The 24,752-nt window shown below is 62.5% G+C and carries 21 protein-coding genes, 2 tRNA genes and 1 pseudogene; 7 read left to right on the top strand and 17 right to left on the bottom strand.

The window, feature by feature from the left end; all coding sequences use genetic code 11:
• From M2S36_RS06160 to M2S36_RS06140, 5 genes are all read right to left on the bottom strand, one after another.
• Nucleotides 1-596: ABC transporter ATP-binding protein (locus M2S36_RS06160; RefSeq protein WP_333956839.1), on the bottom strand; the 596-nt coding region annotated here is incomplete at its 3' end.
• A complete protein-coding gene (locus tag M2S36_RS06155) occupies nucleotides 593-1,468 on the bottom strand; it encodes an ATP-binding cassette domain-containing protein (protein WP_333956838.1) in 876 nt (291 codons plus the stop codon). The genes M2S36_RS06160 and M2S36_RS06155, both read right to left, overlap by 4 nt.
• A complete protein-coding gene (livM, locus tag M2S36_RS06150) occupies nucleotides 1,465-2,766 on the bottom strand; it encodes a high-affinity branched-chain amino acid ABC transporter permease LivM (RefSeq protein ID WP_063911907.1) in 1,302 nt (433 codons plus the stop codon). Before livM ends, M2S36_RS06155 begins: the two co-directional genes overlap by 4 nt.
• Before the next feature lie 2 nt (nucleotides 2,767-2,768).
• Nucleotides 2,769-3,683 (bottom strand): ABC transporter permease subunit, encoded by a 915-nt coding sequence (locus tag M2S36_RS06145; RefSeq protein WP_207828751.1) that lies wholly within the window; start codon nucleotides 3,681-3,683, stop codon nucleotides 2,769-2,771.
• Nucleotides 3,684-3,838: 155 nt separating this feature from the next.
• Nucleotides 3,839-4,975: a branched-chain amino acid ABC transporter substrate-binding protein gene (locus tag M2S36_RS06140; protein ID WP_063911909.1), complete on the bottom strand. Its 1,137-nt coding sequence runs from the start codon at nucleotides 4,973-4,975 to the stop codon at nucleotides 3,839-3,841.
• 467 nt (nucleotides 4,976-5,442) lie between these two features.
• On the opposite strand from M2S36_RS06140, the gene pncB reads away from it, so the two are divergent.
• Nucleotides 5,443-6,648 carry a nicotinate phosphoribosyltransferase gene (pncB, locus tag M2S36_RS06135; protein ID WP_207828748.1) on the top strand — a complete coding sequence of 402 codons (1,206 nt, stop codon included), beginning with the start codon at nucleotides 5,443-5,445 and terminating at the stop codon, nucleotides 6,646-6,648.
• Nucleotides 6,649-6,651: 3 nt separating this feature from the next.
• Nucleotides 6,652-7,479 (top strand): ammonia-dependent NAD(+) synthetase, encoded by an 828-nt coding sequence (nadE, locus tag M2S36_RS06130; protein WP_063911911.1) that lies wholly within the window; start codon nucleotides 6,652-6,654, stop codon nucleotides 7,477-7,479.
• A 111-nt stretch (nucleotides 7,480-7,590) separates the two neighbouring features.
• Here nadE and azu read toward each other — a convergent pair whose 3' ends face one another.
• Nucleotides 7,591-8,040, bottom strand: a complete 450-nt coding sequence (gene azu / locus M2S36_RS06125) for an azurin (RefSeq protein ID WP_233687342.1) — start codon at nucleotides 8,038-8,040, stop codon at nucleotides 7,591-7,593.
• A 349-nt stretch (nucleotides 8,041-8,389) separates the two neighbouring features.
• Between azu and M2S36_RS06120 the strand changes: the two genes are divergently transcribed.
• Nucleotides 8,390-8,977, top strand: a complete 588-nt coding sequence (locus M2S36_RS06120; protein ID WP_207828744.1) for a TIGR00730 family Rossman fold protein — start codon at nucleotides 8,390-8,392, stop codon at nucleotides 8,975-8,977.
• Between the two features lie 135 nt (nucleotides 8,978-9,112).
• Here the strand turns inward: M2S36_RS06120 and M2S36_RS06115 are convergent, their stop codons facing one another.
• The 8 genes from M2S36_RS06115 to rnr all read right to left on the bottom strand — a co-directional run bounded on the left by M2S36_RS06115 (nucleotide 9,113) and on the right by rnr (nucleotide 18,799).
• The gene (locus M2S36_RS06115) at nucleotides 9,113-11,413 is read right to left on the bottom strand and encodes a YgiQ family radical SAM protein (RefSeq protein WP_207828736.1); all 2,301 of its coding nucleotides are present in this window, start codon (nucleotides 11,411-11,413) and stop codon (nucleotides 9,113-9,115) included.
• A 202-nt stretch (nucleotides 11,414-11,615) separates the two neighbouring features.
• Nucleotides 11,616-13,013 carry a replicative DNA helicase gene (gene dnaB / locus M2S36_RS06110; RefSeq protein ID WP_015271992.1) on the bottom strand — a complete coding sequence of 466 codons (1,398 nt, stop codon included), beginning with the start codon at nucleotides 13,011-13,013 and terminating at the stop codon, nucleotides 11,616-11,618.
• Nucleotides 13,014-13,125: 112 nt separating this feature from the next.
• A complete protein-coding gene (gene rplI, locus M2S36_RS06105) occupies nucleotides 13,126-13,572 on the bottom strand; it encodes a 50S ribosomal protein L9 (protein WP_003249568.1) in 447 nt (148 codons plus the stop codon).
• A gap of 20 nt (nucleotides 13,573-13,592) precedes the next feature.
• Entirely contained in the window at nucleotides 13,593-14,456 is an 864-nt protein-coding gene (locus tag M2S36_RS06100) for a hypothetical protein (protein WP_063911915.1), read from the bottom strand.
• Nucleotides 14,457-14,489: 33 nt separating this feature from the next.
• Entirely contained in the window at nucleotides 14,490-14,720 is a 231-nt protein-coding gene (gene rpsR, locus M2S36_RS06095; RefSeq protein WP_003249563.1) for a 30S ribosomal protein S18, read from the bottom strand.
• Between the two features lie 28 nt (nucleotides 14,721-14,748).
• Nucleotides 14,749-15,174, bottom strand: coding sequence for a 30S ribosomal protein S6 (gene rpsF / locus M2S36_RS06090; protein WP_013974420.1), 426 nt, complete (start codon nucleotides 15,172-15,174; stop codon nucleotides 14,749-14,751).
• Between the two features lie 305 nt (nucleotides 15,175-15,479).
• Nucleotides 15,480-16,226, bottom strand: a complete 747-nt coding sequence (rlmB, locus tag M2S36_RS06085; protein ID WP_063911916.1) for a 23S rRNA (guanosine(2251)-2'-O)-methyltransferase RlmB — start codon at nucleotides 16,224-16,226, stop codon at nucleotides 15,480-15,482.
• Nucleotides 16,223-18,799 carry a ribonuclease R gene (gene rnr, locus M2S36_RS06080; protein WP_063911917.1) on the bottom strand — a complete coding sequence of 859 codons (2,577 nt, stop codon included), beginning with the start codon at nucleotides 18,797-18,799 and terminating at the stop codon, nucleotides 16,223-16,225. Before rnr ends, rlmB begins: the two co-directional genes overlap by 4 nt.
• 271 nt (nucleotides 18,800-19,070) lie before the next feature.
• Here rnr and M2S36_RS06075 point away from each other — a divergent pair.
• From M2S36_RS06075 to M2S36_RS06060, 4 genes are all read left to right on the top strand, one after another.
• Nucleotides 19,071-19,157, top strand: a tRNA-Leu gene (locus M2S36_RS06075).
• 88 nt (nucleotides 19,158-19,245) lie between these two features.
• Nucleotides 19,246-19,332: transfer RNA gene (locus M2S36_RS06070), tRNA-Leu, on the top strand.
• Between the two features lie 426 nt (nucleotides 19,333-19,758).
• Nucleotides 19,759-20,772: an extracellular solute-binding protein gene (locus tag M2S36_RS06065; protein WP_207828719.1), complete on the top strand. Its 1,014-nt coding sequence runs from the start codon at nucleotides 19,759-19,761 to the stop codon at nucleotides 20,770-20,772.
• Nucleotides 20,772-22,337: an ABC transporter permease gene (locus M2S36_RS06060; RefSeq protein WP_207828709.1), complete on the top strand. Its 1,566-nt coding sequence runs from the start codon at nucleotides 20,772-20,774 to the stop codon at nucleotides 22,335-22,337. The genes M2S36_RS06065 and M2S36_RS06060 overlap by 1 nt, the downstream gene beginning before the upstream one ends.
• A gap of 102 nt (nucleotides 22,338-22,439) precedes the next feature.
• Here M2S36_RS06060 and M2S36_RS06055 read toward each other — a convergent pair whose 3' ends face one another.
• The 3 genes and pseudogenes from M2S36_RS06055 to M2S36_RS25065 form a co-directional block, all read right to left on the bottom strand.
• On the bottom strand, nucleotides 22,440-22,907 hold the full coding sequence (locus M2S36_RS06055) for a DUF2867 domain-containing protein (RefSeq protein ID WP_241106033.1): 468 nt from the start codon (nucleotides 22,905-22,907) through the stop codon (nucleotides 22,440-22,442).
• A gap of 114 nt (nucleotides 22,908-23,021) precedes the next feature.
• Nucleotides 23,022-23,726 (bottom strand): methyl-accepting chemotaxis protein, encoded by a 705-nt coding sequence (locus tag M2S36_RS25070; RefSeq protein WP_371053067.1) that lies wholly within the window; start codon nucleotides 23,724-23,726, stop codon nucleotides 23,022-23,024.
• 201 nt (nucleotides 23,727-23,927) lie between these two features.
• Nucleotides 23,928-24,068, bottom strand: a pseudogene (locus tag M2S36_RS25065) (hypothetical protein); the annotation flags it as partial.
• Nucleotides 24,069-24,752 lie beyond the last annotated feature (684 nt).

Here is a 24,752-nt window from a genome sequence, read left to right as displayed (position 1 = left end):
TGGTTGGCGTTCTGCTCCACCAGGAAGATGGTCATCCCGCTCTTGGCCAGCTCACGCAGGGTCGAGAAGATCTGCTTGACCACGATCGGCGCCAGCCCCAACGATGGCTCGTCCAGCAACAGCAACTTCGGCCGGCTCATCAGCGCCCGGGCAATGGCCAGCATCTGCTGCTCGCCACCGGACATGGTCATGGCCCGCTGGTTACGCCGCTCTTTCAAGCGCGGAAACAGCTCGTACATGCGCTGCATGTCTTCGTCGGCATGCTTGTCGCCGATGGGGATGGTGCCCATCATCAGGTTCTCCTCGACAGTCATGTCAGGGAACACCCGGCGCCCTTCCGGCGACTGGGCGATGCCGTTGGAGGCGATGTAGTGCGACGATTTGCGGGTGATGTCGGTACCGCGGTACACGATATGCCCCGACGCCGCCCGCGGCTGGCCGAAGATCGACATCAGCAGGGTCGACTTGCCGGCACCGTTGGCGCCGATCAGGCTGACCGTCTCGCCCTCGTTGATGTGCATCGAGACCTTTTTCAGCGCCTGGATCGGGCCGTAGAACACGTCCAGGTCCTTCAGTTCGAGAATGGGTGCACTCATACCAGTTCCTCTTCATCGGCACCCAGGTAGGCGGCGATCACCGTCGGGTTGTGGCGGATATCCTGTGGCGCGCCTTCGGCAATCACGTTGCCGTGGTCGAGCACCACGATATGGTCGGAAATGCTCATGACCATGCCCATGTCGTGTTCGATCAGCACCACGGTGATGTCGTGTTCGTCGCGCAGCACGCGGATCATGCGGCTGAGGGCCTCGGTTTCCTGCGGGTTCAGGCCAGCCGCCGGTTCGTCCAGGCAGATGATCTTCGGCCGCGTGCACATGGCCCGGGCGATTTCCAGGCGGCGCTGCTGGCCGTACGACAACTCGCCAGCCAGGCGGTTGGCGCAGTCGACCAGGTCGACCACTTCCAGCCAGTAGAACGCATGGTCCAGCGCATCGCTCTCGGCCTTGCGGTAAGCCTTGGTGTTGAGCACCCCGGCCAGCAGGTTGCGGTTGACCCACATGTGCTGAGCCACCAGCAGGTTTTCCACCACCGACATTTCCTTGAACAGGCGAATGTTCTGGAAGGTGCGTGCCAGGCCGGCGCGGTTGACCAGGTGGGTACCGCCGAACATCTTGTAGTACATGCGGTTGGCAAAGCGCGTCGGCGAGACGAAGTCCGCGACCTGGAAGCGCTCGCCGAGCAGCTGGATGACATTGGTGTGGCTGCCGCGCACGTTCAGCTCGATACGCCCGCCACTGGCCTTGTAGAAGCCGGTCAGGCAGTTGAACACAGTGGTCTTGCCGGCGCCGTTGGGGCCGATCAGGGCGAAGATCTGGTTGCGCCGGACCTTCAGGCTGACATCGCTGAGCGCCTTGATGCCACCGAACTGCATCATCAGGTTGTCGACCGAGAGAATGATATCGTCGCTCATGGCGCCACTCCTTTACGCGGGGTCACACCGGTACGGCTGATGCGGATCAGCCCACGCGGTCGCCAGATCATCATCAGCACCATCAGCACACCGAACAGCAGCACGCGGTACTCGGAGAAGCTGCGCAGCAGCTCGGGCGCCACGGTCAGCACGAAGGCCGCGATCACCACACCCACGGTCGAGCCCATGCCGCCAAGCACGACAATGGCGAGAATCAGCGCCGACTCGAAGAAGGTGAACGACGACGGGTTGACGAAGCCCTGGTAGGTGGCAAAGAACACTCCGGCCAGGCCGGCGGTGGAGGCACCCAGGGTAAACGCCGAAAGCTTGACCAACACATGGTTCAGGCCCATCGAACGGCAGGCGATCTCGTCCTCGCGCAGCGCTTCCCAGGCGCGGCCGACCGGCATGCGGGTCAAGCGGTGCTTGATGTACAACACGGCCAGCACGACGATGAACAGCACCGCGTAGATGAACACGAACTTGAGGTTGGCGTTGTACTCGAAGCCGAAGAACTCGTGGATCGGTACCCCGCCGTCCTTGGCCCGGCGGCCGAACTCCAGGCCGAAGAAGGTTGGCGACGGTGCCGGCATGCCGTTGGGGCCGCCAGTGAACGACAGCCAGTTGTTCAACACCAGGCGGATGATCTCGCCGAAGCCCAAGGTCACGATCGCCAGGTAGTCACCGTGCATCCGTAGCACCGGGAAGCCGAGGATGCACCCTGCCAGCGCCGCAGCGATAGCCGCCAGTGGCAGTACGCTCCAGAAGCCCAGGCCCAGGTACTGGTAACCCAACGCCAGGCCGTAGGCGCCGATGGCATAGAACGCCACGTAACCCAGGTCGAGCAGGCCGGCCAGGCCGACCACGATGTTCAGGCCCAGGCCCAGCAGCACGTAGATCAGACCGAGGATGACCACGGTCAGCAGGTACTTGTTGGCGAAGATCGGGAAGACGATGGCGATCACCACCAGCGCCGGGATGATGTAGCGCAGGCGCGATACGTAGTCCGGCGCGCGCACATGCACGCCCGAGCCACCGCTTTCGAAGCCCTGGAGCATGCGCGAGCCGGCGGCGGTCTGCAGGTACAGGCTGAGCAGGAAGCGCCCCAGCATCACCCCGCCGACCAGCCAGGCCACTCGCCGCGGCTCGGCGTTGAAGCTGTAGCCGTCGAGCACTACGCCGACCACCGGGCCAAACACGATGAGTGCCAGCAGGCCGGCGACGATGGTTTCCAGCAGGCTGCGTTTAAGGTCGAAACCCTTGGTTTCGGTAACAGAGGCAGTTTTGGCAATGGACATGTTCACACCTTAGCCACGAGCGGGCGACCCAGCAGGCCTTGTGGGCGGAAGATAAGGATCATCACCAACAGCGAGAAGCTGAACACGTCCTTGTAGTCGGAGTTGATCAGGCCAGAGAACAGCGACTCGGAAATGCCCAGGATGATCCCGCCGAGCATGGCGCCAGGCAGGGAGCCGATCCCGCCGAGCACCGCGGCGGTGAACGCCTTGATGCCGATGATGAAGCCGGCGTAGAAGTCGAAGGTGCCGTAGTTCATGGTGATCAGCACACCGGCCAGGGCGGCCATCACCGCACCGATGACGAACACGTAGGAGATCACCCGATCGGTGTTGATGCCCAGGATCGAGGCCATCTTGCGGTCTTGCTGGGTGGCACGGCACATGCGGCCGAGCTTGGTGTACTTGATTACGTAGGTGAGCAGGCCCATGCCGACAAAGGCCGCCACCAGGATGAAGATCTTGGTGTAGGTCAGTTGCACGAAGCCGGTGCCGACTTCGATGCGCATGGCGCCTTCGAGCAGGGTCGGCACGCCTTGCTGGCGGGCGCCCTGGCTGATCTGCGCGTAGTTCTGCAGGATCAGCGAAATACCGATGGCACTGATCAGCGGTGCCAGGCGGGTGGAGTTACGCAGGGGTTTGTAGGCGATGCGTTCGATGGTGAAGCCGTACACGCCGGTGACGACAATGGTGAACAACAGGGTGCCCAGCATCAACAGTGGGAAAGACTCGATACCGAAATAAGCCAGCAATGCCAGGCTGATCGCCGCGAGGTACGCGGAGATCATGTACACCTCGCCGTGCGCGAAGTTGATCATGCCGATGATGCCATAGACCATTGTGTAGCCGATGGCGATCAGGCCATAGACCGACCCGAGGGTCAGGCCGTTGACCAGTTGCTGCAGGAAAATACCATCCATAACGCAATCTCACCTGATTGAGATTGCACGAGCGCCGACCACGGCGGGCCCGGGACAGGCGGCCCTCGCAGCGCAGTACTGTGCAGATCTACGGATAAAGACAGGTACCGCGGGGCTTGGGCCCGGGGCAGCTGCGCCCGGGCCGTGGGCCGTTATTATTTTTGTTTTTCCAGCTGGTGATACTTGCCGTCCTTGTCCCACTGGTAGACCACGTAGTCGGACACGGTCAGGTCGCCCTTCTTGTCCCACTTTTTCTCGCCCATGACGGTCTGTACCGGGTTGGCCTTGAGCCACTCGGCAGCCGCTTCGCCCTTGTTCGACTTGGCGCCGTTGAACGCGGCGGCCAGCGCCTGCAGCGAGGCATAGGCGTACAGGGTATAGCCCTCAGGTTCGGTACCGGCCTTGCGGAACTCCTCCACCACCGCCTTGCTGTCTGGCAGCAGGCGCGGGTCGGCGCCGAAGGTCATGTACACGCCATCGACGTACTGCGCACCGCCGGCGGTGGCCACCAGTTCGTCGGTAACGATGCCGTCATCGGACATGAACTTGACGTCCTTCAGGCCCTGCTCGCGCAGCTGGCGTACCAGAGGGCCGGCTTCCGGGTGCAGGCCGCCGAAGTAGACGACGTCGGCACCGGTAGAGCGGATCTTGGTGACCACGGCGCTGAAGTCCTTCTCGCCACGGGTCAGGCCTTCGTACAGCACCGGCTTGACGCCGCGTTTCTCCAGCTGTGCCTTGGTCGCGTCGGCCAGGCCCTGCCCGTAGGTGTCCTTGTCATGCAACACCGCGACTTTCTTGCCCTTGAGCACATCGACGATGTAGTCGCCGGCGACGATGCCCTGCTGGTCGTCACGGCCGCACATGCGGAACATGGCACCCAGGCCGCGCTCGGTGACCTGTGGGTTGGTGGAGCCCGGGGTAATGGCGATGACGCCAGCCTCGTCATACACCTCGGAGGCCGGGATGGTGTTGGAGGAACAGAAGTGGCCGACAACGCCGATCACCTTGTCCTGGTCGACCAGGCGGTTGGCCACGGCCACGGCCTGCTTCGGCTCGCAGGCGTCATCGCCCTTGACCAGGACGATTTTCTCGCCGTTCACGCCACCGGCGGCGTTGATCTTGTCGGCCGCTGCCTGCGCACCTTTCATGTACTGCTCGCCAAACGCTGCGTTAGCCCCGGTCATCGGGCCCGCTACACCGATCTTGACGTCGGCCTGAACATACGAAGAAACACCCAGTGCCGTAGCTACGGCCAGAGCCAGGAAACCTTTCTTGTAAAACGTCTGCGACATGAGGTGGTGCTCCTAGAGTTTTTTTGGTTGGCACTACAACTTCTCAGCCCTGTGCTCTGAGCAAGGGCCGTGCCATACGGTTTGTCTTCCGGGAAAACACACTGAGACAGGCGCCAACAGGCGACCGACGGCCTTTTCTTTATTGAGCGTGCAACCGTCTGCCACGCGGCAGGCGCCACCACACGTACAGACAAGGAGCAACCGCCGAGTGCCATCATTGCAACCCTGGCAAGTGTTTACGTGCAACCGCCCTGTAACAGCGGACGTCACCGAACTGCACACCGCTGGTGCGCGACTGCTACAGGCGGCACCGTTTCAAGGCTAGCTGGTGCACAAAAAAACACCCGGTTTTGGCCGATACGCGGCCCTGTGGGAGCGGGTTCACCCGCGAAGAGGCCAGCCCAGACACAACAAGGCCGAAAAGGCTGGCACAATGTCCGCCATTCGCCGCTTCCGGAGCCCCCTTGATGAGCGAAAGCGCATTCGCCGAGCGCATCGTGCACAACCTGCTCGACACCGACTTCTACAAACTCACCATGATGCAGGGCGTGCTGCACAACTACCCGGACGCCGACGTCGAATGGGAATTCCGCTGCCGCAACGGCGAGGACCTGCGCCCCTATCTTGGCGAAATCCGCAACCAGCTCGAGCGGCTCAGCGACCTCACCCTGGATGACGGCCAACTGGCCTTCCTCGAACGCATCACCTTCCTCAAGCCCGACTTCCTGCGCTTTCTGCGCCTGTTCCGCTTCAACCTGCGCTACGTGCGCCTGGGGATAGAAAACGACCAGCTGTGCCTGCGCCTGAAAGGCCCATGGCTGCATGTGATCCTGTTCGAAGTGCCGCTACTGGCGATCATCAGTGAAGTGCGCAACCGCCAGCTGCACCCGCGCATGCGCCTGGCCGAGGCCCGCGACCAGCTGTACCGCAAGTTCGACTGGCTGCGCGCACATGCCAGCGACGACGAACTGGCCGAACTTCAGGTGGCCGACTTCGGCACCCGCCGGCGCTTTTCCAGCCGCGTGCAGGAAGAAGTGGTGCGCGTGCTGCGCGACGATTTCCCGGGCCGCTTCGTCGGCACCAGCAACGTCGACCTGGCATGGAAACTGGATATCAAGCCGCTGGGCACCATGGCCCATGAATGGATCATGGCCCACCAGCAACTCGGTCCGCGACTGATCGACAGCCAGATCGCCGCGCTGGACTGCTGGGTGCGCGAGTACCGCGGCCTGCTCGGCATCGCCCTGACCGACTGCATCACCATGGATGCCTTCCTCGGCGATTTCGACCTGTACTTCGCCAAGCTGTTCGACGGCCTGCGCCACGACTCGGGCGAACCGGTGGCCTGGGCGGAAAAGGCCATTGCCCATTACCAGAAACTGGGTATCGACCCGATGACCAAGACCTTGGTGTTTTCCGACGGCCTCAACCTGACCCGCTCGCTGGAAATCTTCCGTGCCCTGCGCGGTCGCATCAACGTCAGCTTTGGCATCGGCACCAACCTGACCTGTGACATCCCGGGCGTGGCCCCGATGAGCATCGTGCTTAAAATGACCGACTGCAACGGCGCGCCGGTGGCGAAGATCTCGGACGAAGCCGCCAAGACCCAGTGCCGCGACGAGAACTTCGTCGCCTACATGCGCCATGTATTCAAAGTCCCCAGCAAGGAGTAACCCATGCAAGCGGTTCAGCAAGAGATTGCCCAGGCGCTGAAGGTACAGCCGCCGTTCGCCGACGCCGCCGCGCTCGAGGCCGAAGTCGCCCGGCGCGTGGCGTTCATCAAGGATTGCCTGGCCAACGCCCGGCTCAAGACCCTGGTGCTGGGCATCAGCGGCGGCGTCGACTCGCTGACCGCCGCCCTGCTCGCCCAACGCGCCATCAACGAGTTGCGCGCAGAAACCGGTGACAAGGCCTATACCTTCATCGCGGTGCGCCTGCCCTATCACGTGCAGCACGATGAGCATGACGCCCAGGCCTGCCTGGACGTGATCAAGGCCGATGAAGTGCACACCGTCGATATCGCCCCGGCGGTGAAGGCGCTGGCAGCTGAGGTCGTGGAACTGAAGAATGGCTCGCCGACGCTGGTGGACTTTGTCGTGGGCAACGTCAAGGCACGCACGCGCATGGTCGCCCAGTACACCATCGCCGGTGCCCGCGCGGGCCTGGTGATCGGTACCGACCACGCCGCCGAGGCGGTGATGGGCTTCTTTACCAAGTTTGGTGATGGCGCCTGCGACCTGGCGCCGCTGAGCGGGCTGGTGAAGAACCAGGTGCGGGCGATTGCGCGCAGCTTTGGTGCGCCGGAGTCACTGGTGGAGAAGGTGCCGACTGCGGACCTGGAAGACCTGGCGCCGGGCAAGCCGGACGAAGCGTCCCATGGCGTGACCTACCAGCAGATCGATGCCTTCCTGCATGGGCAGCCGGTTGACCAGGCAGCGTTCGACATCATCGTCGCCACCTACCGCAAGACCCAGCACAAGCGCGAACTGCCGTTCGCCCCTTGATAAGGCTATAGAAGGACCTGTGGGAGCGGGTTCACCCGCGAATACGATGGTGAAGCCACCGACGCATTCGCGGGTGAACCCGCTCCCACAGGGTTCACCGTCAGCCTTTGATTACTTGACGACGACCTTGCCCTTCATCATCGAGATGTGGCCCGGGAAGGTGCAGAAGAAGCTGTAGTCGCCACCGGCTTCCAGCTTGGTAGTGTCGAACTTCACTTCAGTTTCCTTCTCAGGCGCGCCGATCATCTTGGTGTGGGCGATGATCGCGGCGTTGTCAGCCTTGATGTAGTCCTTTTCCAGACCCTGGCTCATGCCTTCGGTGGCAATGCCCTGCATGTCGGCAGTCTTGCTGATCACCAGGTTGTGGCCCATGACGTTCTTCGGCAGGTTGCCGGAGTGGGTCAGTTTGACGGTGAATTCCTTGCAGCTCTTGTCGACGCTGATTTCCTTGGTGTTGTAGGACATCTGGTCGGTGGAGTCGACAGTCACCGAGCACTCGGCTGCGAAGACAGAGGCGCTGGCGAGGGTCAACAGGGATACCGCTACAGCTTTCGCAAACATCATGAATCTCCTTGGCAGGGTTTTATCAATTGCGAGACTGCCTGAAACCGTTCAGCCCCCTGCTGATATGGGTCAAGGGGGTGTCAAGTGGCCAGCCAGTAGAATTGTTCAATCGATTGTATACAACCAATTCAAGAGCACATCATGCCCTTTTATTGGAGGATGGGACAACCTCTCATTTAGGAGCAATACGAAATGACCCTTGGTAGCCTGATGAACAGCCTGCTGGCGGCCTACGCCCATGGAGCGACTGGCGCCATCTGCGAATTCTCCCGACCGGAGTGAAACCGGCCTTGGAACTGTAGGGCATGGACCTTACCCTGTCAGCCTGAGTGACAGGAGATGAGCAATGCCCGTACGTTCCGTTTGTGTGTTCTGCGGCGCCAGTATCGGCGCCAACCCTGCCTACCGTGAAGCGGCCATCGCGCTGGGCCAGGCGATTGCCCGTCGCGGCCTGACCCTGGTCTATGGTGGTGGCGCGGTCGGCCTGATGGGCACCGTCGCCGACGCGGCCATGGCAGCCGGCGGCGAAGTGATCGGGATCATCCCCGAAAGCCTGATGAATGCCGAAATCGGTCACAAAGGCCTCAGCCGCCTGGAAGTGGTCGACGGCATGCATGCGCGCAAGGCACGCATGGCCGAGCTGAGCGATGCCTTCATCGCCCTGCCCGGTGGGCTGGGTACGCTGGAGGAGTTGTTCGAGGTATGGACCTGGGGGCAATTGGGCTATCACGCCAAGCCGCTGGGACTGCTGGATGTGAACGGCTTCTACGAGAAGCTGGGCGGGTTCCTCGACCATATCGTCGAAGAGGGCTTCGTGCGGCCGCAGCATCGGGCGATGTTGCTGCTGGGGCAGCAGCCGGATGAGCTGCTGGACGGGATGGAAAGCTTTGTAGCGCCAGTGGCGCCGAAGTGGGTCGACAAGAAGCCCGATTGATTTGCAGATTTTGGGGCTGCTCTGCAGCCCTTTCGCGACACAAGGCCGCTCCCACAAAAGCACTGCGTACGCCGATCAATGTGGGAGCGGCCTTGTGTCGCGAAAGGACCGCAAAGCGGTCCCAATATGGATCAGTTAGCGCGGAATGACTGGCTGACGCGGCTTCTTGTTGCCCTTGCCACCCTTGGCCGCTTCCTTGCGCTCCTTGGCCGCCTGCTGGTTGCGCGCAAACGCTTCGGCCTTGGCCTTTTCACGCTTGTCCCACGGCTTGCTGCCATCACTGCCACGCGGCGGCAGGCCGGTGTGCTGGGTAAGGATCTTCTGGTCCTTGCCCACCTTGTGGCTACCCGCCGGGGTCGAGTTCTTGCGGCGCGCACTCTGGTAGGTATCGGTCTGCGGCTGGTGCAGCGGGATCAGCTGGTGCTTGCCCGGCCCGATCAGGTCGGCGCGGCCCATGCGCTGCAGCGCTTCACGCAGCATCGGCCAGCCCTTCGGGTCGTGGTAACGCAGGAACGCCTTGTGCAGGCGGCGCTGCTCCTCGCTCTTGACGATCTCCACCCCTTCGCTCTTGTAGGTCACCTTGCGCAGCGGGTTCTTGCCCGAGTGGTACATGGCCGTGGCCGAGGCCATCGGCGACGGGTAGAACGCCTGCACCTGGTCGGCACGGAAGCCGTTGCCCTTCAGCCACAGGGCCAGGTTCATCATGTCTTCGTCGGTGGTGCCCGGGTGCGCGGCGATGAAGTACGGGATCAGGTACTGCTCCTTGCCCGCCTCTTTCGAGAACTTCTCGAACATGCGCTTGAAGCGGTCATAGGTGCCGATGCCCGGCTTCATCATCTTGTCCAGCGGGCCACGCTCGGTGTGCTCCGGGGCAATTTTCAGGTAACCGCCGACGTGGTGGGTGACCAGTTCCTTGACGTATTCCGGCGACTCCACCGCCAGGTCGTAGCGCAGGCCCGAGGCGATCAGGATCTTCTTCACACCCGGCAAGGCACGCGCCTTGCGGTACAGTTCGATCAGCGAGCTGTGGTCGGTATTGAGGTTTTCGCAGATGCCCGGGAACACGCACGACGGCTTGCGGCAGTGCTTCTCGATGTCATGGCTCTTGCAGGCGATGCGGTACATGTTGGCAGTCGGGCCGCCAAGGTCGGAGACAACGCCGGTGAAGCCCGGCACCTTGTCACGCATCTCTTCGATTTCGTGCAGGATCGACTCGTGCGAGCGGTTCTGGATGATGCGGCCTTCGTGCTCGGTGATCGAGCAGAAGGTGCAGCCACCAAAGCAGCCACGCATGATGTTCACCGAGAAGCGGATCATCTCGTAGGCCGGGATGCGCTCCTTGCCGTAGGCCGGGTGCGGCACACGGGCGTAGGGCATGCCGAACACGTAGTCCATTTCTTCGGTGGTCATGGGGATGGGTGGCGGGTTGAACCACACATCTACCTCACCGTGCTTCTGCACCAGGGCGCGGGCGTTGCCGGGGTTGGTCTCCAGGTGCAACACACGGTTGGCGTGGGCGTACAGCACCGGGTCGTTACGCACCTTTTCGAACGATGGCAGGCGGATTACCGACTTGTCGCGGGTCATCCGCGGGCTGTCGAGAATCTGTACCACCTTGGCTTCGTTCGGGTCGTCCACCTCGCCCTTGGCCTGCTCGATGGCACAGGCCTGGGTGTCCTGGGTGTTCACGTACGGGTTGATGATCTTGTCCACACGGCCTGGGCGGTCGATGCGGGTGGAGTCGATCTCGTACCAGCCCTGGGGGGTATCGCGGCGCACGAAGGCGGTACCGCGCACGTCAGTGATCGTCTCGATCTTCTCGCCGTTGGACAGGCGCTGGGCCACCTCGACCACCGCGCGCTCGGCGTTGCCGAACAGCAAGATGTCGGCGCTGGCGTCGATCAGGATCGAGTGGCGAACCTTGTCCTGCCAGTAGTCGTAGTGGGCGATGCGGCGCAACGAGGCCTCGATGCCACCCAATACGATCGGTACATGCTTGTAGGCTTCCTTGCAGCGCTGGCTGTACACCAGGCTGGCACGGTCCGGACGCTTGCCGGCCAGACCGCCTGGGGTATAGGCGTCGTCGGAACGGATCTTCTTGTCCGCGGTGTAGCGGTTGATCATCGAGTCCATGTTGCCGGCAGCCACGCCGAAGAACAGGTTCGGTTCGCCGAGCTTCATGAAGTCGTCTTTCGACTGCCAGTTCGGCTGGGCGATGATGCCCACGCGGAAGCCCTGGGCCTCCAGCAGGCGGCCGATGATGGCCATGCCGAACGACGGGTGGTCGACGTAGGCATCACCGGTCACGATGATGATGTCGCAGGAATCCCAGCCGAGCAGATCCATCTCCTCCCTGCTCATCGGCAGGAAAGGTGCTGGCCCGAAGCATTCGGCCCAGTACTTGGGATAGTCGTAGAGTGGTTTGGCTGCTTGCATGTCAGTGACCGGTTCTGGTGTGCAGGGAAATCGCGGGCGCGGAATATAGCACAAATTTTGACCAAATCCGACGGTGGTTGTCGGATTCATGGGTTGCCTGTACCGGCCTCATCGCCGGCAAGCCAGCTCCCACAGGGGCTCCACCGGCCTCAAGGCAGTGATCTCCTGTGCGAGCTGGCTTGCCGGCGATGGGGCCAGTGGCTTATTCGTCGTCGTCGAAGTTGTACATACCCGGCGCAAGGTTCTCGAAGCGGGTGTACTTGCCGATGAACGCCAGGCGCACGAAGCCGATGGGGCCGTTACGCTGCTTACCGATGATGATTTCCGCCACGCCCTTGTGCTCGGTCTCAGGGTGGTACACCTCGTCGCGGTACACGAACATGATCACGTCGGCGTCCTGCTCGATCGCACCGGATTCACGCAAGTCGGAGTTCACCGGGCGCTTGTTCGGCCGCTGTTCCAGCGAGCGGTTCAGCTGCGACAGGGCGATGACCGGGCAGTTGAACTCCTTGGCCAGGGCCTTGAGCGAGCGGGAGATCTCGGAAATTTCGTTGGTCCGGTTGTCACCGGCCGAGCCCGGGATCTGCATCAGCTGCAGGTAGTCGACCATGATCATGGCGATTTCACCGTGCTCACGGGCCAGGCGGCGGGTACGCGCGCGCATTTCCGAGGGGCTGATGCCGGCGGTATCGTCGATGAACAGCTTGCGGTCGTTTAGCAGGTTCACCGCCGAGGTCAGGCGTGGCCAGTCGTCGTCGTCCAGCTGGCCGGAACGCACCTTGGTCTGGTCGATACGGCCCAGGGACGAGAGCATACGCATGATCAGCGATTCACCTGGCATCTCGAGAGAGAACACCAGTACCGCCTTGTCGGTACGCAGTACGGCGTTTTCCACCAGGTTCATGGCGAAAGTGGTCTTACCCATCGACGGTCGGCCGGCGACAATGATCAGGTCGGCTGGCTGCAGGCCGCTAGTCTTCTCGTCGAGGTCGGTAAAGCCTGTGGATACGCCGGTGATGTCGCTGTCGGAGTTGAACAGCGTGTCGATGCGGTCGATGGCCATGGTCAACAGTTCGTTGACCCCCACCGGGCCGCCGGTCTTCGGCCGCGCCTCGGCGATCTGGAAGATCTGCCGCTCGGCATCGTCAAGAATCTCTTCGGCGTTACGCCCTTGCGGGTTGAAGGCGTTGTCGGCGATGTCGGTACTGATGCTGATCAGCTGGCGCAGGGTGGCGCGCTCGCGAATGATCGCGGCGTAGGCCTTGATGTTGGCCACCGACGGGGTGTTCTTGGCCAGCTCGGCCAGGTACGCCAACCCACCGACTTGCGAAGAAAGGCCTTCCTTGTCCAGTTGCTCGTGCAGGGTCACCACATCGAATGGCTGGTTGGCGTCGGCCAACTTGTGCACGGCACGGAAGATCAGGCGGTGGTCATGCCGGTAGAAGTCGCCATCCGACACCTGGTCCAGCACCCGCTCCCAGGCGTTGTTGTCCAGCATCAGGCCACCGAGCACGGCCTGTTCGGCCTCGATGGAATGCGGCGGCACCTTCAGGGCTGCGGTTTGCAGGTCAAGCTGTTCGGAGGTGGTGATCTCGTTCATGGCCACGAAAGAATTCAGGAGGACGAAAAAGACAAAGGGCACGGCCTGTATGAACAGGACCGTGCCCGATGTTAACCGGCTGACACCTGACGGGCCAGCCAGTCAGCGCAGCTTAGGCAGCTACGACGACCACGCGTACGGTGGCTTCAACGTCGCTGTGCAGGTGCACGGCTACGTCGTATTCGCCAACCTGACGGATGGTGCCGTTCGGCAGACGAACTTCAGCCTTGGCCACTTCAACGCCGGAGGCGGTCAGGGCGTCAGCGATGTCGTGGGTGCCGATCGAACCGAACAGCTTGCCTTCGTCGCCAGCGGTGGCAGTGATGGTCACTTCCAGCTCGGCCAGTTGGGCAGCGCGGCTTTCAGCCGAAGCTTTCTTGTCAGCAGCTGCTTTTTCCAGCTCGGCGCGACGCTCTTCGAACGCAGCCAGGTTGGCGGCGTTGGCAACGGTGGCCTTGCCGAATGGCAGCAGGAAGTTACGGCCGTAACCAGCCTTAACCTTTACTTTGTCGCCCAGGTTGCCCAGGTTAGCGACTTTTTCCAGCAGGATCAGTTCCATTTGGTAAAACCTCTTAACTTTTAACCTTCACCGTTCGCGGAGTCATTCCCCTTGGGGGACTTGCGACCGCGAAAATCAATCAGGCTGTCGACAATGGCCAGAACCACCAGCAACGGATAAATCAGCTGCATGATCAGCGGCAACGTCACGTACATGCCCACCAGCCAGAAACCGGCCAGTCGCCCCTGCGCCACCAGCCCGTGCATCAAGGCGATGCCGGCCAGCACCAGTACCAGGCTCGAGGCCGATGCCAGAATGATGAACTGCGGGCCGATAAACGGCGCCACCACCATCACTGCCACCAAGACCGCCATGGTCTGTTTCGGCAACTTCAGTTCGCGAAACTCGCGCCCGAAGCCTCCAGGGTTGTACAACGCTGCCTGCCAATAGCGCGCCAGCATCAACGCCAGCACACTGAACAATTGCACCGTCACTGCTGTGGAAGCGACCAGCACGGGGCGGATCAGCTCACCAGAGAGCACCGGTTGCCCCTCGATTTTCGGCATGGCTTCGGCAAACGCCTTGGCCAGCACATCGAAGGTTTGCGCCAGCGCCAGATCAAGCACGAGGCTGAAAGCCACGGCGAACACGGCACTGGCGAGCAACACCCGGCTCCAGGGATGCTCGGCACGCAACATGGCGGCCAGGGCCAGGGCACCCGCAATCACCAGAAAGGTGATGGGATCGCCCATGACCCACACGGCCAGCCCGGCCAGCAGGCCGCCGGCGATGACCGTTGTAGCATCCTTGAACCCACGCCGCAGCAGCACAAGGCTGCCGGCAGCGGCACTCAACCAGAACAGCAGCGGCAGTACCGCGCTGATGACCACCACCAGGGTGGCCTGCACACGACCGCGCATGATGAAACTTGCTAACGCTCGCATGCTAATCCCTTACTGCTTGTCGACGACCCGGTCTCAGCGGCCGTGGCTGTCGGTGTAGGGCAGCAGGGCCAGGAAGCGGGCGCGCTTGATAGCGGTAGCCAGCTGACGCTGATAACGAGCTTTGGTACCGGTGATACGGCTTGGAACGATCTTGCCGGTTTCGGATACGTAAGCTTTCAGGGTGTTGAGATCTTTGAAGTCGATCTCTTTCACGTCTTCAGCAGTGAAGCGGCAGAATTTACGACGACGGAAGAAACGTGCCATTTAATAGGCTCCTCTAAAGGTCCGTGGATTACTCGTCAGCGTTATCGCTGGAGTCGCTGTCATTGCTGTCGTCGCCGTCGGCGGATTCAGCATGCTCAGGACGCTCACGACGCTCACGGCGCTCGCTGCGGTTTTCTTCAGCCTTCAGCATCTCGGACTGGCCGGTAACGGCTTCGTCGCGACGGATGACCAGGTTACGGATAACGGCATCGTTGTAGCGGAAGTTGTCTTCCAGCTCGGCCAGGGCCTTGCCGGTGCACTCAACGTTCAGCATCACGTAGTGAGCCTTGTGAACATTGTTGATTGCGTAGGCCAGTTGACGACGGCCCCAGTCTTCCAGGCGGTGGATCTTGCCACCATCTTCTTCGATCAGCTTGGTGTAACGCTCAACCATGCCGCCGACTTGTTCGCTCTGGTCCGGGTGAACCAGGAAGATGATTTCGTAATGACGCATGAATGCTCCTTACGGGTTAGTAGTCTGCCAGTAAATCTGGTCAGACAAGGAGTGAATGACACTGTATGTCTTGCACGGAGGGGAGGCACATGAGCGCCTGCCAGCTCGGCAAGGGGCGCAATTGTAGAGAAGGCGGGGCGCACAAGCAAGGTGATTGGTGAATATTTGAACAGCCTGATACACATTACAGACTGCCGGCCCTTTCGCGGGTAAACCCGCTCCCACAGGTACCCCACAGGGCTCAGGCCTTGTGCGATCCCTGTGGGAGCGGGTTTACCCGCGAAGAGGCCGGTACAGGCTGAAGATCAGCGCTTGGCCTGACGCTGACGCACAGCCTCGAACAGGCACACGCCAGTCGCCACCGACACGTTCAGGCTGCTGACGCTACCGCCCATCGGCAACTTCACCAAAAAATCGCAATGCTCGCGGGTCAGCCGGCGCATGCCCTTGCCTTCCGCGCCCATGATCATCACCAGTGGCCCGGTCAGGTCCTGCTGGTAGATCTCCTGCTCGGCCTCGCCGGCGGTACCCACCACCCACAGGCCACGCTGCTGCAGCTTTTCCAGGGTGCGCGCCAGGTTGGTCACGGCCACCAGCGGGATTACCTCCGCCGCGCCGCAGGCCACCTTGCGCACAACCGGTGTCAGGGTCGCGGACTTGTCCTTGGGCACCACCACTGCCGTGGCACCGGCGGCATCGGCGGTACGCAGGCAGGCGCCAAGGTTGTGCGGGTCGGTCACACCATCCAGCACCAGAATCAGCGGTGGTGTTTCGGTGCGTTCGAGCAACTCCTCGAGCATCAATTCGCCCCACACCTGGCTCGGGCTCACCTCGGCGACCACGCCCTGGTGCACACCTTCTACCCAGGCATCCAGCTCACGACGCTCGGCCTGGCCAACCGGCACGCGGTTCTCCGCAGCCAGCGCCAGCAACGTTTCGAGGCGTGGCTCGCTACGCCCTTCCGACAGCCAGATCTGCTTGACCCGCTTCGGATGGTGCTGCAGCAATGCCTGCACGGCGTGCACACCGTAGATCTTTTCCAGCTGACTCATGACTTGCTCTTGCTCTTGCGTGGCGCACCGGACTTCGGCGGGCCTTTACGGTGCTTGGTCGGCTTGCCGGACGACTTGCCGCCCTTGTCCGACTTGCTGCTGGCATGGCCGCCACTGCGTGCCTCGCTCATCAGCGCCTTCTTCATTTCACGGCTCTTGCGCACCTCGGCGTTACGCTGCACGGCATCTTTCGGGAAGTATGCCTCGGCGGTTTCGCTCTTGCGGCTGCGTGGTTTCGGCGTAGCCTTGGCCTCGACCGGTGCCTGCGCGGGCTGCTCGGCGGCTGGCGCAGCGCCACGCTGTTTGCGGCCAATCGGCGCAGCGAGGGTTTTCTCCGACACTTCGAAGTCGATCTTGCGCTCGTCGAGGTCAACACGCATGACCTTGACTTCGATGGTGTCGCCCAGGCGGAAGCTGCGCCCGGTACGCTCGCCGGACAGGCGGTGATGCACCGGGTCGAAGTGGTAGTAGTCACCCGGCAGCGCACTGACGTGCACCAGGCCTTCTACGTAGATGTCGGTCAGCTCGACGAACAGGCCGAAACCGGTCACCGCAGTGATCACACCCGGGAAGGTCTCGCCCACGCGGTCCTTCATGAACTCGCACTTGAGCCAGTTGACCACGTCACGGGTGGCTTCATCGGCCCGGCGCTCGGTCATCGAGCATTGCTCGCCGAGTTGCTCCAGGGTGTTCTCGTCGTACGGGTAGATGCGCGCCTTGGGGATGCTCATGGCGCCGGCACGCTTGACGTGCGGGGTATCCACCTTGGAACGGATGATGCTGCGGATGGCGCGGTGCACCAGCAGGTCCGGGTAACGGCGGATCGGCGAGGTGAAGTGGGTGTACGCCTCGTAGTTCAGCCCGAAGTGGCCGTTGTTGTCGGTGCTGTACACCGCCTGGCTCAGCGAACGCAGCATCACGGTCTGGATCAGGTGGAAGTCCGGGCGCCCGGCAATGCTCGCCAGCAGTGCCTGGTAATCCTTCGGCGACGGGTCCTTGCCCTTGTGCAGGGTCAGGCCCAGTTCGCCAAGGAAGGCTCGCAGCTTTTCCAGGCGCTCCGGCGGTGGACCGTCGTGCACGCGGTACAGGGCCGGCACGCCGTGCTTCTGCAGGAACTCGGCGGTGGCCACGTTGGCCGCCAGCATGCACTCCTCGATCAGCTTGTGGGCATCGTTGCGCACGGTCGGGCGGATTTCCGCGATCTTGCGCTCGTCACCGAAGATGATGCGGGTTTCCTGGGTTTCGAAGTCGATGGCACCCCGGGCGTGACGGGCATCCAGCAGCACCTTGTACAGGTTGTACAGGTTCTTCAGGTCCGGCACGACTGCCTTGTACTCCTCGCGCAGCGCCTTGCCCTCACGGGTGCGGGAGTGCTCGAGCATGCTGCTGACCTTGTTGTAGGTCAGGCGGGCGTGGGAGTGGATGACGCCTTCGTAGAACTGGTAGTCGACCATCTGGCCGGCTTTGTTCATGGTCATTTCGCAGACCATGGCCAGGCGATCGACATGCGGGTTCAGCGAGCACAGGCCGTTGGACAGCTCTTCGGGGAGCATCGGCACCACGCGCTCGGGGAAGTACACCGAGTTGCCGCGCTGCTGGGCCTCGACGTCCAGGGCCGAGCCCAGGCGCACGTAGCTGGACACGTCGGCGATGGCCACATAAAGGCGCCAGCCACCGGAGAACAGACGCAGCTTGCCCAGCGGCTCGCAATAGACGGCGTCGTCGAAGTCGCGGGCATCCTCGCCGTCGATGGTGACGAACGGCAGGTGGCGCAGGTCGACGCGCTTCTCCTTGTCCTTCTCTTCGACTTCGGAGCGGAACTTGCGCGCTTCCTTGATCACGTCCTTGGGCCAGACATGCGGGATATCGTAGCTGCGCAGGGCAACGTCGATTTCCATGCCCGGCGCCATGTAGTTGCCGATAACCTCGACCACATCGCCCTGCGGCTGGAAGCGCGGGGTCGGCCAGTGGGTGATCTTGATCTCGACGAACTGGCCAATCTTGGCGCCGCCGTTGCGCCCGGCGGTGACCAGCACTTCCTGCTGGATCTTCGGGTTGTCCGGGGTCACGTAGCCGATACCGCCTTCTTCGAAGTAACGGCCGACCACGCTTTCGTGGGCACGGGAGATGATTTCGACCAGCACGCCTTCACGGCGGCCACGGCGGTCGACACCAGAGACGCGGGCCAGGCCGCGGTCGCCGTCGAACACCAGGCGCATCTGCGACGGGCTGAGGAACAGGTCTTCGCTGCCGTCGTCCGGAATAAGGAAGCCGAAACCGTCGCGGTGACCGGAGACGCGGCCGCAGATCAGGTCCAGCTTGTCTACCGGGGCATATGTGCCGCGCCGGGTATAGATAAGCTGGCCATCACGCTCCATGGCACGCAGGCGGCGGCGCAGGGCTTCGATCTGGTCTTCGTCGTACAGACCGAACTCGGCCGCCAGCTCCTCGCGTGCGGCCGGTTCGCCACGGTCGGCAAGGCGCTGCAGGATCAGCTCACGGCTGGGAATGGGGTTGTCGTATTTTTCCGCTTCGCGAGCGGCCTCGGGATCGAGGGATTGCCAATCGGCCATCAGAAGGGGTTCACCTTGGGGTATATAGATAGGAATTCTGGCATAGGCGTATTGAAACCGGAAATGTCAGCCTTGGACAGCCCCACCGGCGTCTCCGGCGAGCCGGAATAGGCCTGCGGAATCAACAAGTTGAATTTTTTGAAATTTTTTTCGCTTGGGGGGTTTACAGCCCCCCGGACCGTCCGTATAGTGCGCACCACAACGACGGACAACCCCGAAGTTGTAGTAGAGATGAGCGGCGCTGTAAAGCATCAAGTAATCTCGAATGTGTGCCCAGGTGGCGGAATTGGTAGACGCGCTGGTTTCAGGTATCAGTGGCTTAACGGCCGTGGAAGTTCGAGTCTTCTCCTGGGCACCAAATATTTTCAAGTAACAGATGACCAAGGATCTGTTACTACTGTGTGAAAGCGAACGATAGTCGCCTTCTCCAGATGATGTAAAGCTTTGCCCAGGTGGCGGAATTGGTAGACGCGCTGGTTTCAGGTATCAGTGACTTAACGGTCGTGGAAGTTCGAGTCTTCTCCTGGGCACCATACAAAAACCCACTAGCTTGCTAGTGGGTTTTTTCTTGCCTGCGATTTTTGTCTCTCCCTCCTCGCCTGCCCGGACTGCTCTGGCGTCTATGAGATCGAGCGCCGCCCGCGCGGCGCATCGCGGCTAAAGCCGCTCCTACATTTGTTGCAACGTGGCCATGCCTGTGAAGCCATGGTTGTCAGCCTTGTTTGCATGGTTCAAGTCATGAGCCAGGGCTGGCAACCATGGCGTAACAGGTTCGGCACGTTGCAACAAATGTAGGAGCGGCTTTAGCCGCGATGCGCCGCGCGGGCGGCGCTCGATCTCACAGGCGCAAAAAGGCCCAAGGCAATCCGACCATGAATTTCTCGTCACCCGGCCACTTGAGAAACGATTTCGTTTACCATTGTTTCCAAATATGTAGCCGTAAGCGAGGAAGTACCCGCATGACGATCCGCCCGCAACCGCTGATGCGTACCTTGGCCGCCGCCGTGCTGAGCCTGGCCATCGGCGCTCCGGCCGCCATGGCAGACGCACCGGTCACCCTGACCATGTACAACGGTCAGCACAAGGAAATCGGCGAAGCCATCGCCCAGGCCTACGAGGCCAAGACCGGCATTCATATCGATATCCGCAAGGGCAGCAGCAACCAGCTGGCCAGCCAGATCATCGAGGAAGGCGAACGCTCGCCGGCCGACATCATCTATACCGAAGAGTCCCCTCCCCTGAACAACCTGGGTGAGCTGGGCCTGCTGGCGAAAATCGACGACGCCACCGCGAACATGATGCCCAAGGAGTACGTTGGCGCCAACGGCACCTGGATGGGCATCACCGCCCGTACGCGCATCGTCGTGTTCAACCCGAAGAAGGTCGACGAGAAAGACTTGCCGACCACAGTGATGGACTTCGCCAACCCCGAGTGGGAAGGGCGCGTCGGCTATGTGCCCACCAGCGGCGCCTTCCAGGAGCAGGCCGTGGCCATCCTGAAGATGCACGGGCGAGAAGCCACCGAAGAATGGCTGACCGGCCTGAAGGCATTCGGCAAGCCCTACACCAACAACATGGTCGCCCTGAAAGCCGTGGAAAAAGGCGAAGTGGCTGCGGTACTGGTGAACAACTACTACTGGTATGCGCTTGAGCGCGAGCGCGGCAAGCTGGACACCAAGCTCTACTACCTGGCCGATGGCGATGCCGGCAACCTGGTCACCATTTCCGGCGCAGCCGTGGTCAAGGCCAGCAAGCACCCGAAAGAAGCCCAGGCCCTGCTCAACTGGATGGCCAGCGAAGAAGGCCAGCGCGTGATCACCCAGACCACCGCCGAGTACCCGCTGCATAAAGGCATGGTCTCCGACCGTGGCCTGAAGCCGTTCGAAGACCTGCGCCCGCCGAAGATCTCGCCAGCCGACCTGGGCAATGCCGAGGAAGCGATCGAGCTTGAGCGCGAGGTCGGCCTGCTCTGATGACTGCCGCCCTGTCCGAGCCGGTGCCGGTACGCTTCGTACCGCGCCGCAAGCGCCCCTCGATCTGGGTGGTGCTGCCTGTGCTGTTCCTGGTGGCCATGAGCTTGCTGCCATTGCTGTACGTTGCCATGAAAGCCTGGGAAGCCGGCTGGCGCGAAGCCTTGCACCTGCTGTGGCGGCCGTTTGTCTGGGGGCTGATGCGCAACACCCTGATGTTGATGGCCGGGGTGACGCTGACCTGCATGGTGGTCGGCATGGCCCTGGCCTGGCTGCTGGAGCGCAGCAACCTGGCCGGTCGTCGGCTGTGGGGCGTGGTGCTGTGCCTGCCGTTCGCCGTGCCGTCGTTCGTCAGCAGCTTCACCTGGGTGTCGCTGAGCTCGGACTTCGAAGGGCTGGGCGGGGCAATCATGGTCATGGCCCTGTCCAAGTACCCGCTGGTGTTCCTGCCGGTGGCGGCAACCCTGCGCAACCTCGATACCTCACTGGAGGAATCGGCACGTACGCTGGGCTGCAGCCGCTGGGGCGTATTCATCAAGGTCACCCTGCCGCTGCTGTGGCCATCGATGCTGGGCGGCGCGCTGCTGATCGCCCTGCACATGCTGGTGGAGTTCGGCGCCTTGTCGATCCTCGGCTTGCAAACCTTCACCACGGCGATTTACCAGCAGTTCGAACTGGAGTTCAGCAATGCCAACGCCGCCATGCTGTCCGCCGTACTGTTGGCGATGTGCCTGGTGATGCTGTGGCTTGAGTTGCGGGTACGTGGCAAGGCCCGCCATGTGCGCATCGGCCAGGGTGTGGCGCGGCGAGCACAACCGGTGCGGCTGCGTGGCTGGGCAGTGCTGGCGCAACTGTTCTGCGTGGGCCTGGCGGTGTTGGGCAGCGGTATTCCGCTGGCCATGCTCGGCTACTGGTTGAGCGTGGGTTCATCGGCGGCATTCCCTGTGGCAGCCATTTCCAAGGCGCTGCTCACCTCGCTGTCGGTGTCGCTGGGGGGTGCCGGTTTCTGCGTGCTGCTAGCCCTGCCAATCAGCTTCCTGGTGGTGCGCTACAAGGGCCGCCTGGCAATTTGGGCCGAGCGCCTGCCATACCTGTTGCACGCCCTGCCAGGCCTGGTGATTGCCCTGACCCTGGTGTTCTTCGCCCTGCATTACGTGCCGGCGCTGTACCAGACCACGGCACTGTTGCTGCTGGCCTATGCGCTGCTGTTCCTGCCGCTGGCGCAGTCGCCGGTGCGCACCGCACTGAACAAGGCTTCACCTACCCTGGAGGAAGCGGCACGGACCTTGGGCGCGAGCAGCTTTGCCGCGTTCTGCCGGGTGACCCTGCCGATCATCTTCCCGGCCATGGCGGCAGCCTTTGCCCTGGTGTTCCTGGACGCCATGAAGGAGTTGACTGCCACCTTGCTGCTCAGCCCGACCGGCATGACCACCCTGGCCACAGAGGTGTGGGCGCATACGGCCAACGTCGAGTTCGCGGCGGCGGCGCCTTATGCGGCGTTGCTGATTGTGGTTTCGGGGTTGCCGGTATATCTGCTGACTACGCGGATGTATCTGAACAAGGCTTGATCCGCCTCGCCTTCATCGCCGGCGAGCCAGCCTCCACAGATACCGCGCCGCCCTAAGGCTTGTGCAGTACCTGTGGGAGCTGGCTTACCGGCGATGAGGCCATCAGATGTTACGCAGCATGCGGCGCACAATCGGCCCATGGGCTTTGCCGACCGGCAGCATGTAGAGGCGGCCGAAGCGGTTGAAGCACTGCACCGAGGTGGTCACACTCAAACGCTGCCGGCCATTCCTCTGCTCATCCAGATCCATGCTCACCATCACCGCCAGGTGCGTGTCACGCGAGGTCAGGACCAATTGCTGGTCGCTGATTGCCTCGACAAGGAAAAAGTCCAGATGCTCTCCTACTGCCGGCGAGCGTTCAGGGCTGCGCGCTGAGAAACCATGAATAGGAGTGACATTGAAGCGGCGCGAGATGAAATCGCGCAGGCGGAAGGCCTGGGCCAGCCAGCCGGGAATATCCGAGGTCATGGCGCAGTAGGCCTGGAGGGCGGTCATTGGCGCACTGACATGCACGCTGTCGCAATGAAGGAAATCCAGGGCGGCCGGGGCGGCGACCAGTTGGGCTGACATGAACAACTCCGTTTGCCATGTTTCGTTGCCATCATAGCAATACTGCCCACTGAGGTAAGGACCTGTATCGCGATCGATGTGGGAGCGGGCATGCCCGCTCCCACAATGATCGGGTCAGGCTCTGAACTGGCCCAGGCTGGCACGCAGCTGTGCAGCCAGGTCATCCAGCACCTTGCTGCTGGCGGTGGTCTGCATCACCACCTCGGCCGAGCGTTCGGCCTGGGCGTGTATGGTTTCCACCCGTCCACGCACGGCCTGCGCCCCGCTCGCCTGCTGCTCGGCCGCCCGGGTGGCCAGGCCGATGGCTGCGTGTACTTGCTCCACTGCCGCCTGCACCGACTGCTGGCGGCGCTCGTTGTCACGCAACACCAGAAGCCCCTCGCTGGCCTTCAGCCCTGCCTGACTGATGGTGGCCACGGCCTCCTTGGCGCCCTTCTGCAACGCGGCAATATGCGCCTGGATATCACCCGTGGAGCTTTGCGTCTTGCTCGCCAGCGCCCGCACCTCATCGGCCACCACGGCAAACCCGCGCCCGGTTTCGCCAGCACGGGCGGCTTCGATGGCCGCGTTCAAGGCCAGCAGGTTGGTCTGTTCGGCGATGCCGTGGATAACCGTCAGCACCACTTCGATCTGCTCGCTCTGCTTGGCCAGGCGCTCGATCACCTGGGAGCCGGCCTCCACCTGCCCGGCCAGGTTCTCGATCAGACCGGCTAGCTGGGTCGAGGTGCGGCTGTTCTCGTCAGTTGCCTGGCGGATATCCACCACCTGCTGCAGGGCTGCCTGCATCGCGTGGCTTTCAGCCTGGGCCTCGTCGGCCATGCTCGACAGGTCGCGCAGGCTGGCCGCCACTTCATCGCGTTGCAGCGCAGCGGCAGCATCGGCGCCGGCATTGCGCTGGGCCATCGCGCCAATCTCCACGCCGGTGCGCTGCGCCACCTCGCCCGCCTCGCGCACGATCGGCTGCAACTTGTCGACAAAACGGTTCACCGCCGAAGCCATGTCACCAATTTCGTCGCGGCTGTCGAGAGGCACACGCTTGGTCAGGTCGCCTTCGCCAGCCGCCAGGTCATCGAGGGCGGCAATCAGCAGGCGCAGCTTGCTCAGCACCCGGCGGCCAAGCACCACAGCCACCACCACCAGCACACCCAGGCCGACCAGCATCAGGCCCAGGCCGATGCGCCAGCGCAGTTCGGCGGCAGCATCACGCACGGTCTGTGCGGTATTGGCCTGCATCGCGGCAGCACTGCCCTGCGCCTTCTCCAGGCGCTCGCGCAGGGTCTTGCCGCTGTCGGCAGCAGCACCGACCAGGCTGTCGCCGACCAATTGCTCGCCGCTGGCGATCAGGGCAGCAAAGCGCTGGTCGAGGGCCTTGAGCTCCTGATCGATGCCGGCAGTGGAAACGCCCATCACCACCTTACCGATTTCTGCACCATTGGGGTTGATCGAGGCCTCGACGAAGTACACCGCCGGGTCGCGCCGGGCCGCGTCGATCACCTTGTCCAGCGCACGCTCGCCCTGGCCCTTGTCCATCAATGCCTGGTTGATCGGGTTTTGCCGGTTCAGGTAGCGGGTCAGGTGCTGGCCCTGGGCATCGTCGTAAATCACGAACAGCACGTTGGGGTTGCGCTGGGCACGCCGGGCGAAGTCGGAGAGCACCGGCACGTCGTTGTCCCAGATCGCCCGTGGGGCGACCGAGGCCAGCAGCTCGGCCATGTCGTTGGCGGAGTCCTTGAGGTTCTTTTCCAGCGTGCTGCGCAGTTGCTGCTGCTCACTTTGCAGGCGCGCCGACAAGCCTGCGCTCAGGCGCTGGCGGGTACTGCTGGAGAGGCCGTCGAGACCAGAGCG

Origin of the sequence: Pseudomonas sp. SF2 (genome assembly GCF_036858055.1) — a bacterium.
Lineage (GTDB): Bacteria > Pseudomonadota > Gammaproteobacteria > Pseudomonadales > Pseudomonadaceae > Aquipseudomonas.
Note: the sequence above shows the minus strand (reverse complement) of the source record. Positions and strands in the feature narration are given on the sequence as shown.

Coding starts and splice junctions, on each gene's coding strand:
- rlmB (WP_063911916.1), bottom strand. CDS start 16,226: ATGAGTCAGCTGGAAAAGATCTACGGTGTGCACGCCGTGCAGGCATTG.
- dnaB (WP_015271992.1), bottom strand. CDS start 13,013: ATGAACGAGATCACCACCTCCGAACAGCTTGACCTGCAAACCGCAGCC.
- nadE (WP_063911911.1), top strand. CDS start 6,652: ATGCAAGCGGTTCAGCAAGAGATTGCCCAGGCGCTGAAGGTACAGCCG.
- M2S36_RS06155 (WP_333956838.1), bottom strand. CDS start 1,468: ATGAGCGACGATATCATTCTCTCGGTCGACAACCTGATGATGCAGTTC.
- rpsF (WP_013974420.1), bottom strand. CDS start 15,174: ATGCGTCATTACGAAATCATCTTCCTGGTTCACCCGGACCAGAGCGAA.
- livM (WP_063911907.1), bottom strand. CDS start 2,766: ATGTCCATTGCCAAAACTGCCTCTGTTACCGAAACCAAGGGTTTCGAC.
- rpsR (WP_003249563.1), bottom strand. CDS start 14,720: ATGGCACGTTTCTTCCGTCGTCGTAAATTCTGCCGCTTCACTGCTGAA.
- M2S36_RS06055 (WP_241106033.1), bottom strand. CDS start 22,907: ATGTCAGCCCAACTGGTCGCCGCCCCGGCCGCCCTGGATTTCCTTCAT.
- pncB (WP_207828748.1), top strand. CDS start 5,443: ATGAGCGAAAGCGCATTCGCCGAGCGCATCGTGCACAACCTGCTCGAC.
- rplI (WP_003249568.1), bottom strand. CDS start 13,572: ATGGAACTGATCCTGCTGGAAAAAGTCGCTAACCTGGGCAACCTGGGC.
- M2S36_RS06100 (WP_063911915.1), bottom strand. CDS start 14,456: ATGCGAGCGTTAGCAAGTTTCATCATGCGCGGTCGTGTGCAGGCCACC.
- M2S36_RS06065 (WP_207828719.1), top strand. CDS start 19,759: ATGACGATCCGCCCGCAACCGCTGATGCGTACCTTGGCCGCCGCCGTG.
- M2S36_RS06115 (WP_207828736.1), bottom strand. CDS start 11,413: ATGCAAGCAGCCAAACCACTCTACGACTATCCCAAGTACTGGGCCGAA.
- M2S36_RS06145 (WP_207828751.1), bottom strand. CDS start 3,683: ATGGATGGTATTTTCCTGCAGCAACTGGTCAACGGCCTGACCCTCGGG.
- M2S36_RS06140 (WP_063911909.1), bottom strand. CDS start 4,975: ATGTCGCAGACGTTTTACAAGAAAGGTTTCCTGGCTCTGGCCGTAGCT.
- azu (WP_233687342.1), bottom strand. CDS start 8,040: ATGTTTGCGAAAGCTGTAGCGGTATCCCTGTTGACCCTCGCCAGCGCC.
- M2S36_RS25070 (WP_371053067.1), bottom strand. CDS start 23,726: ATGGCCGACGAGGCCCAGGCTGAAAGCCACGCGATGCAGGCAGCCCTG.
- M2S36_RS06060 (WP_207828709.1), top strand. CDS start 20,772: ATGACTGCCGCCCTGTCCGAGCCGGTGCCGGTACGCTTCGTACCGCGC.
- M2S36_RS06120 (WP_207828744.1), top strand. CDS start 8,390: ATGCCCGTACGTTCCGTTTGTGTGTTCTGCGGCGCCAGTATCGGCGCC.
- rnr (WP_063911917.1), bottom strand. CDS start 18,799: ATGGCCGATTGGCAATCCCTCGATCCCGAGGCCGCTCGCGAAGCGGAA.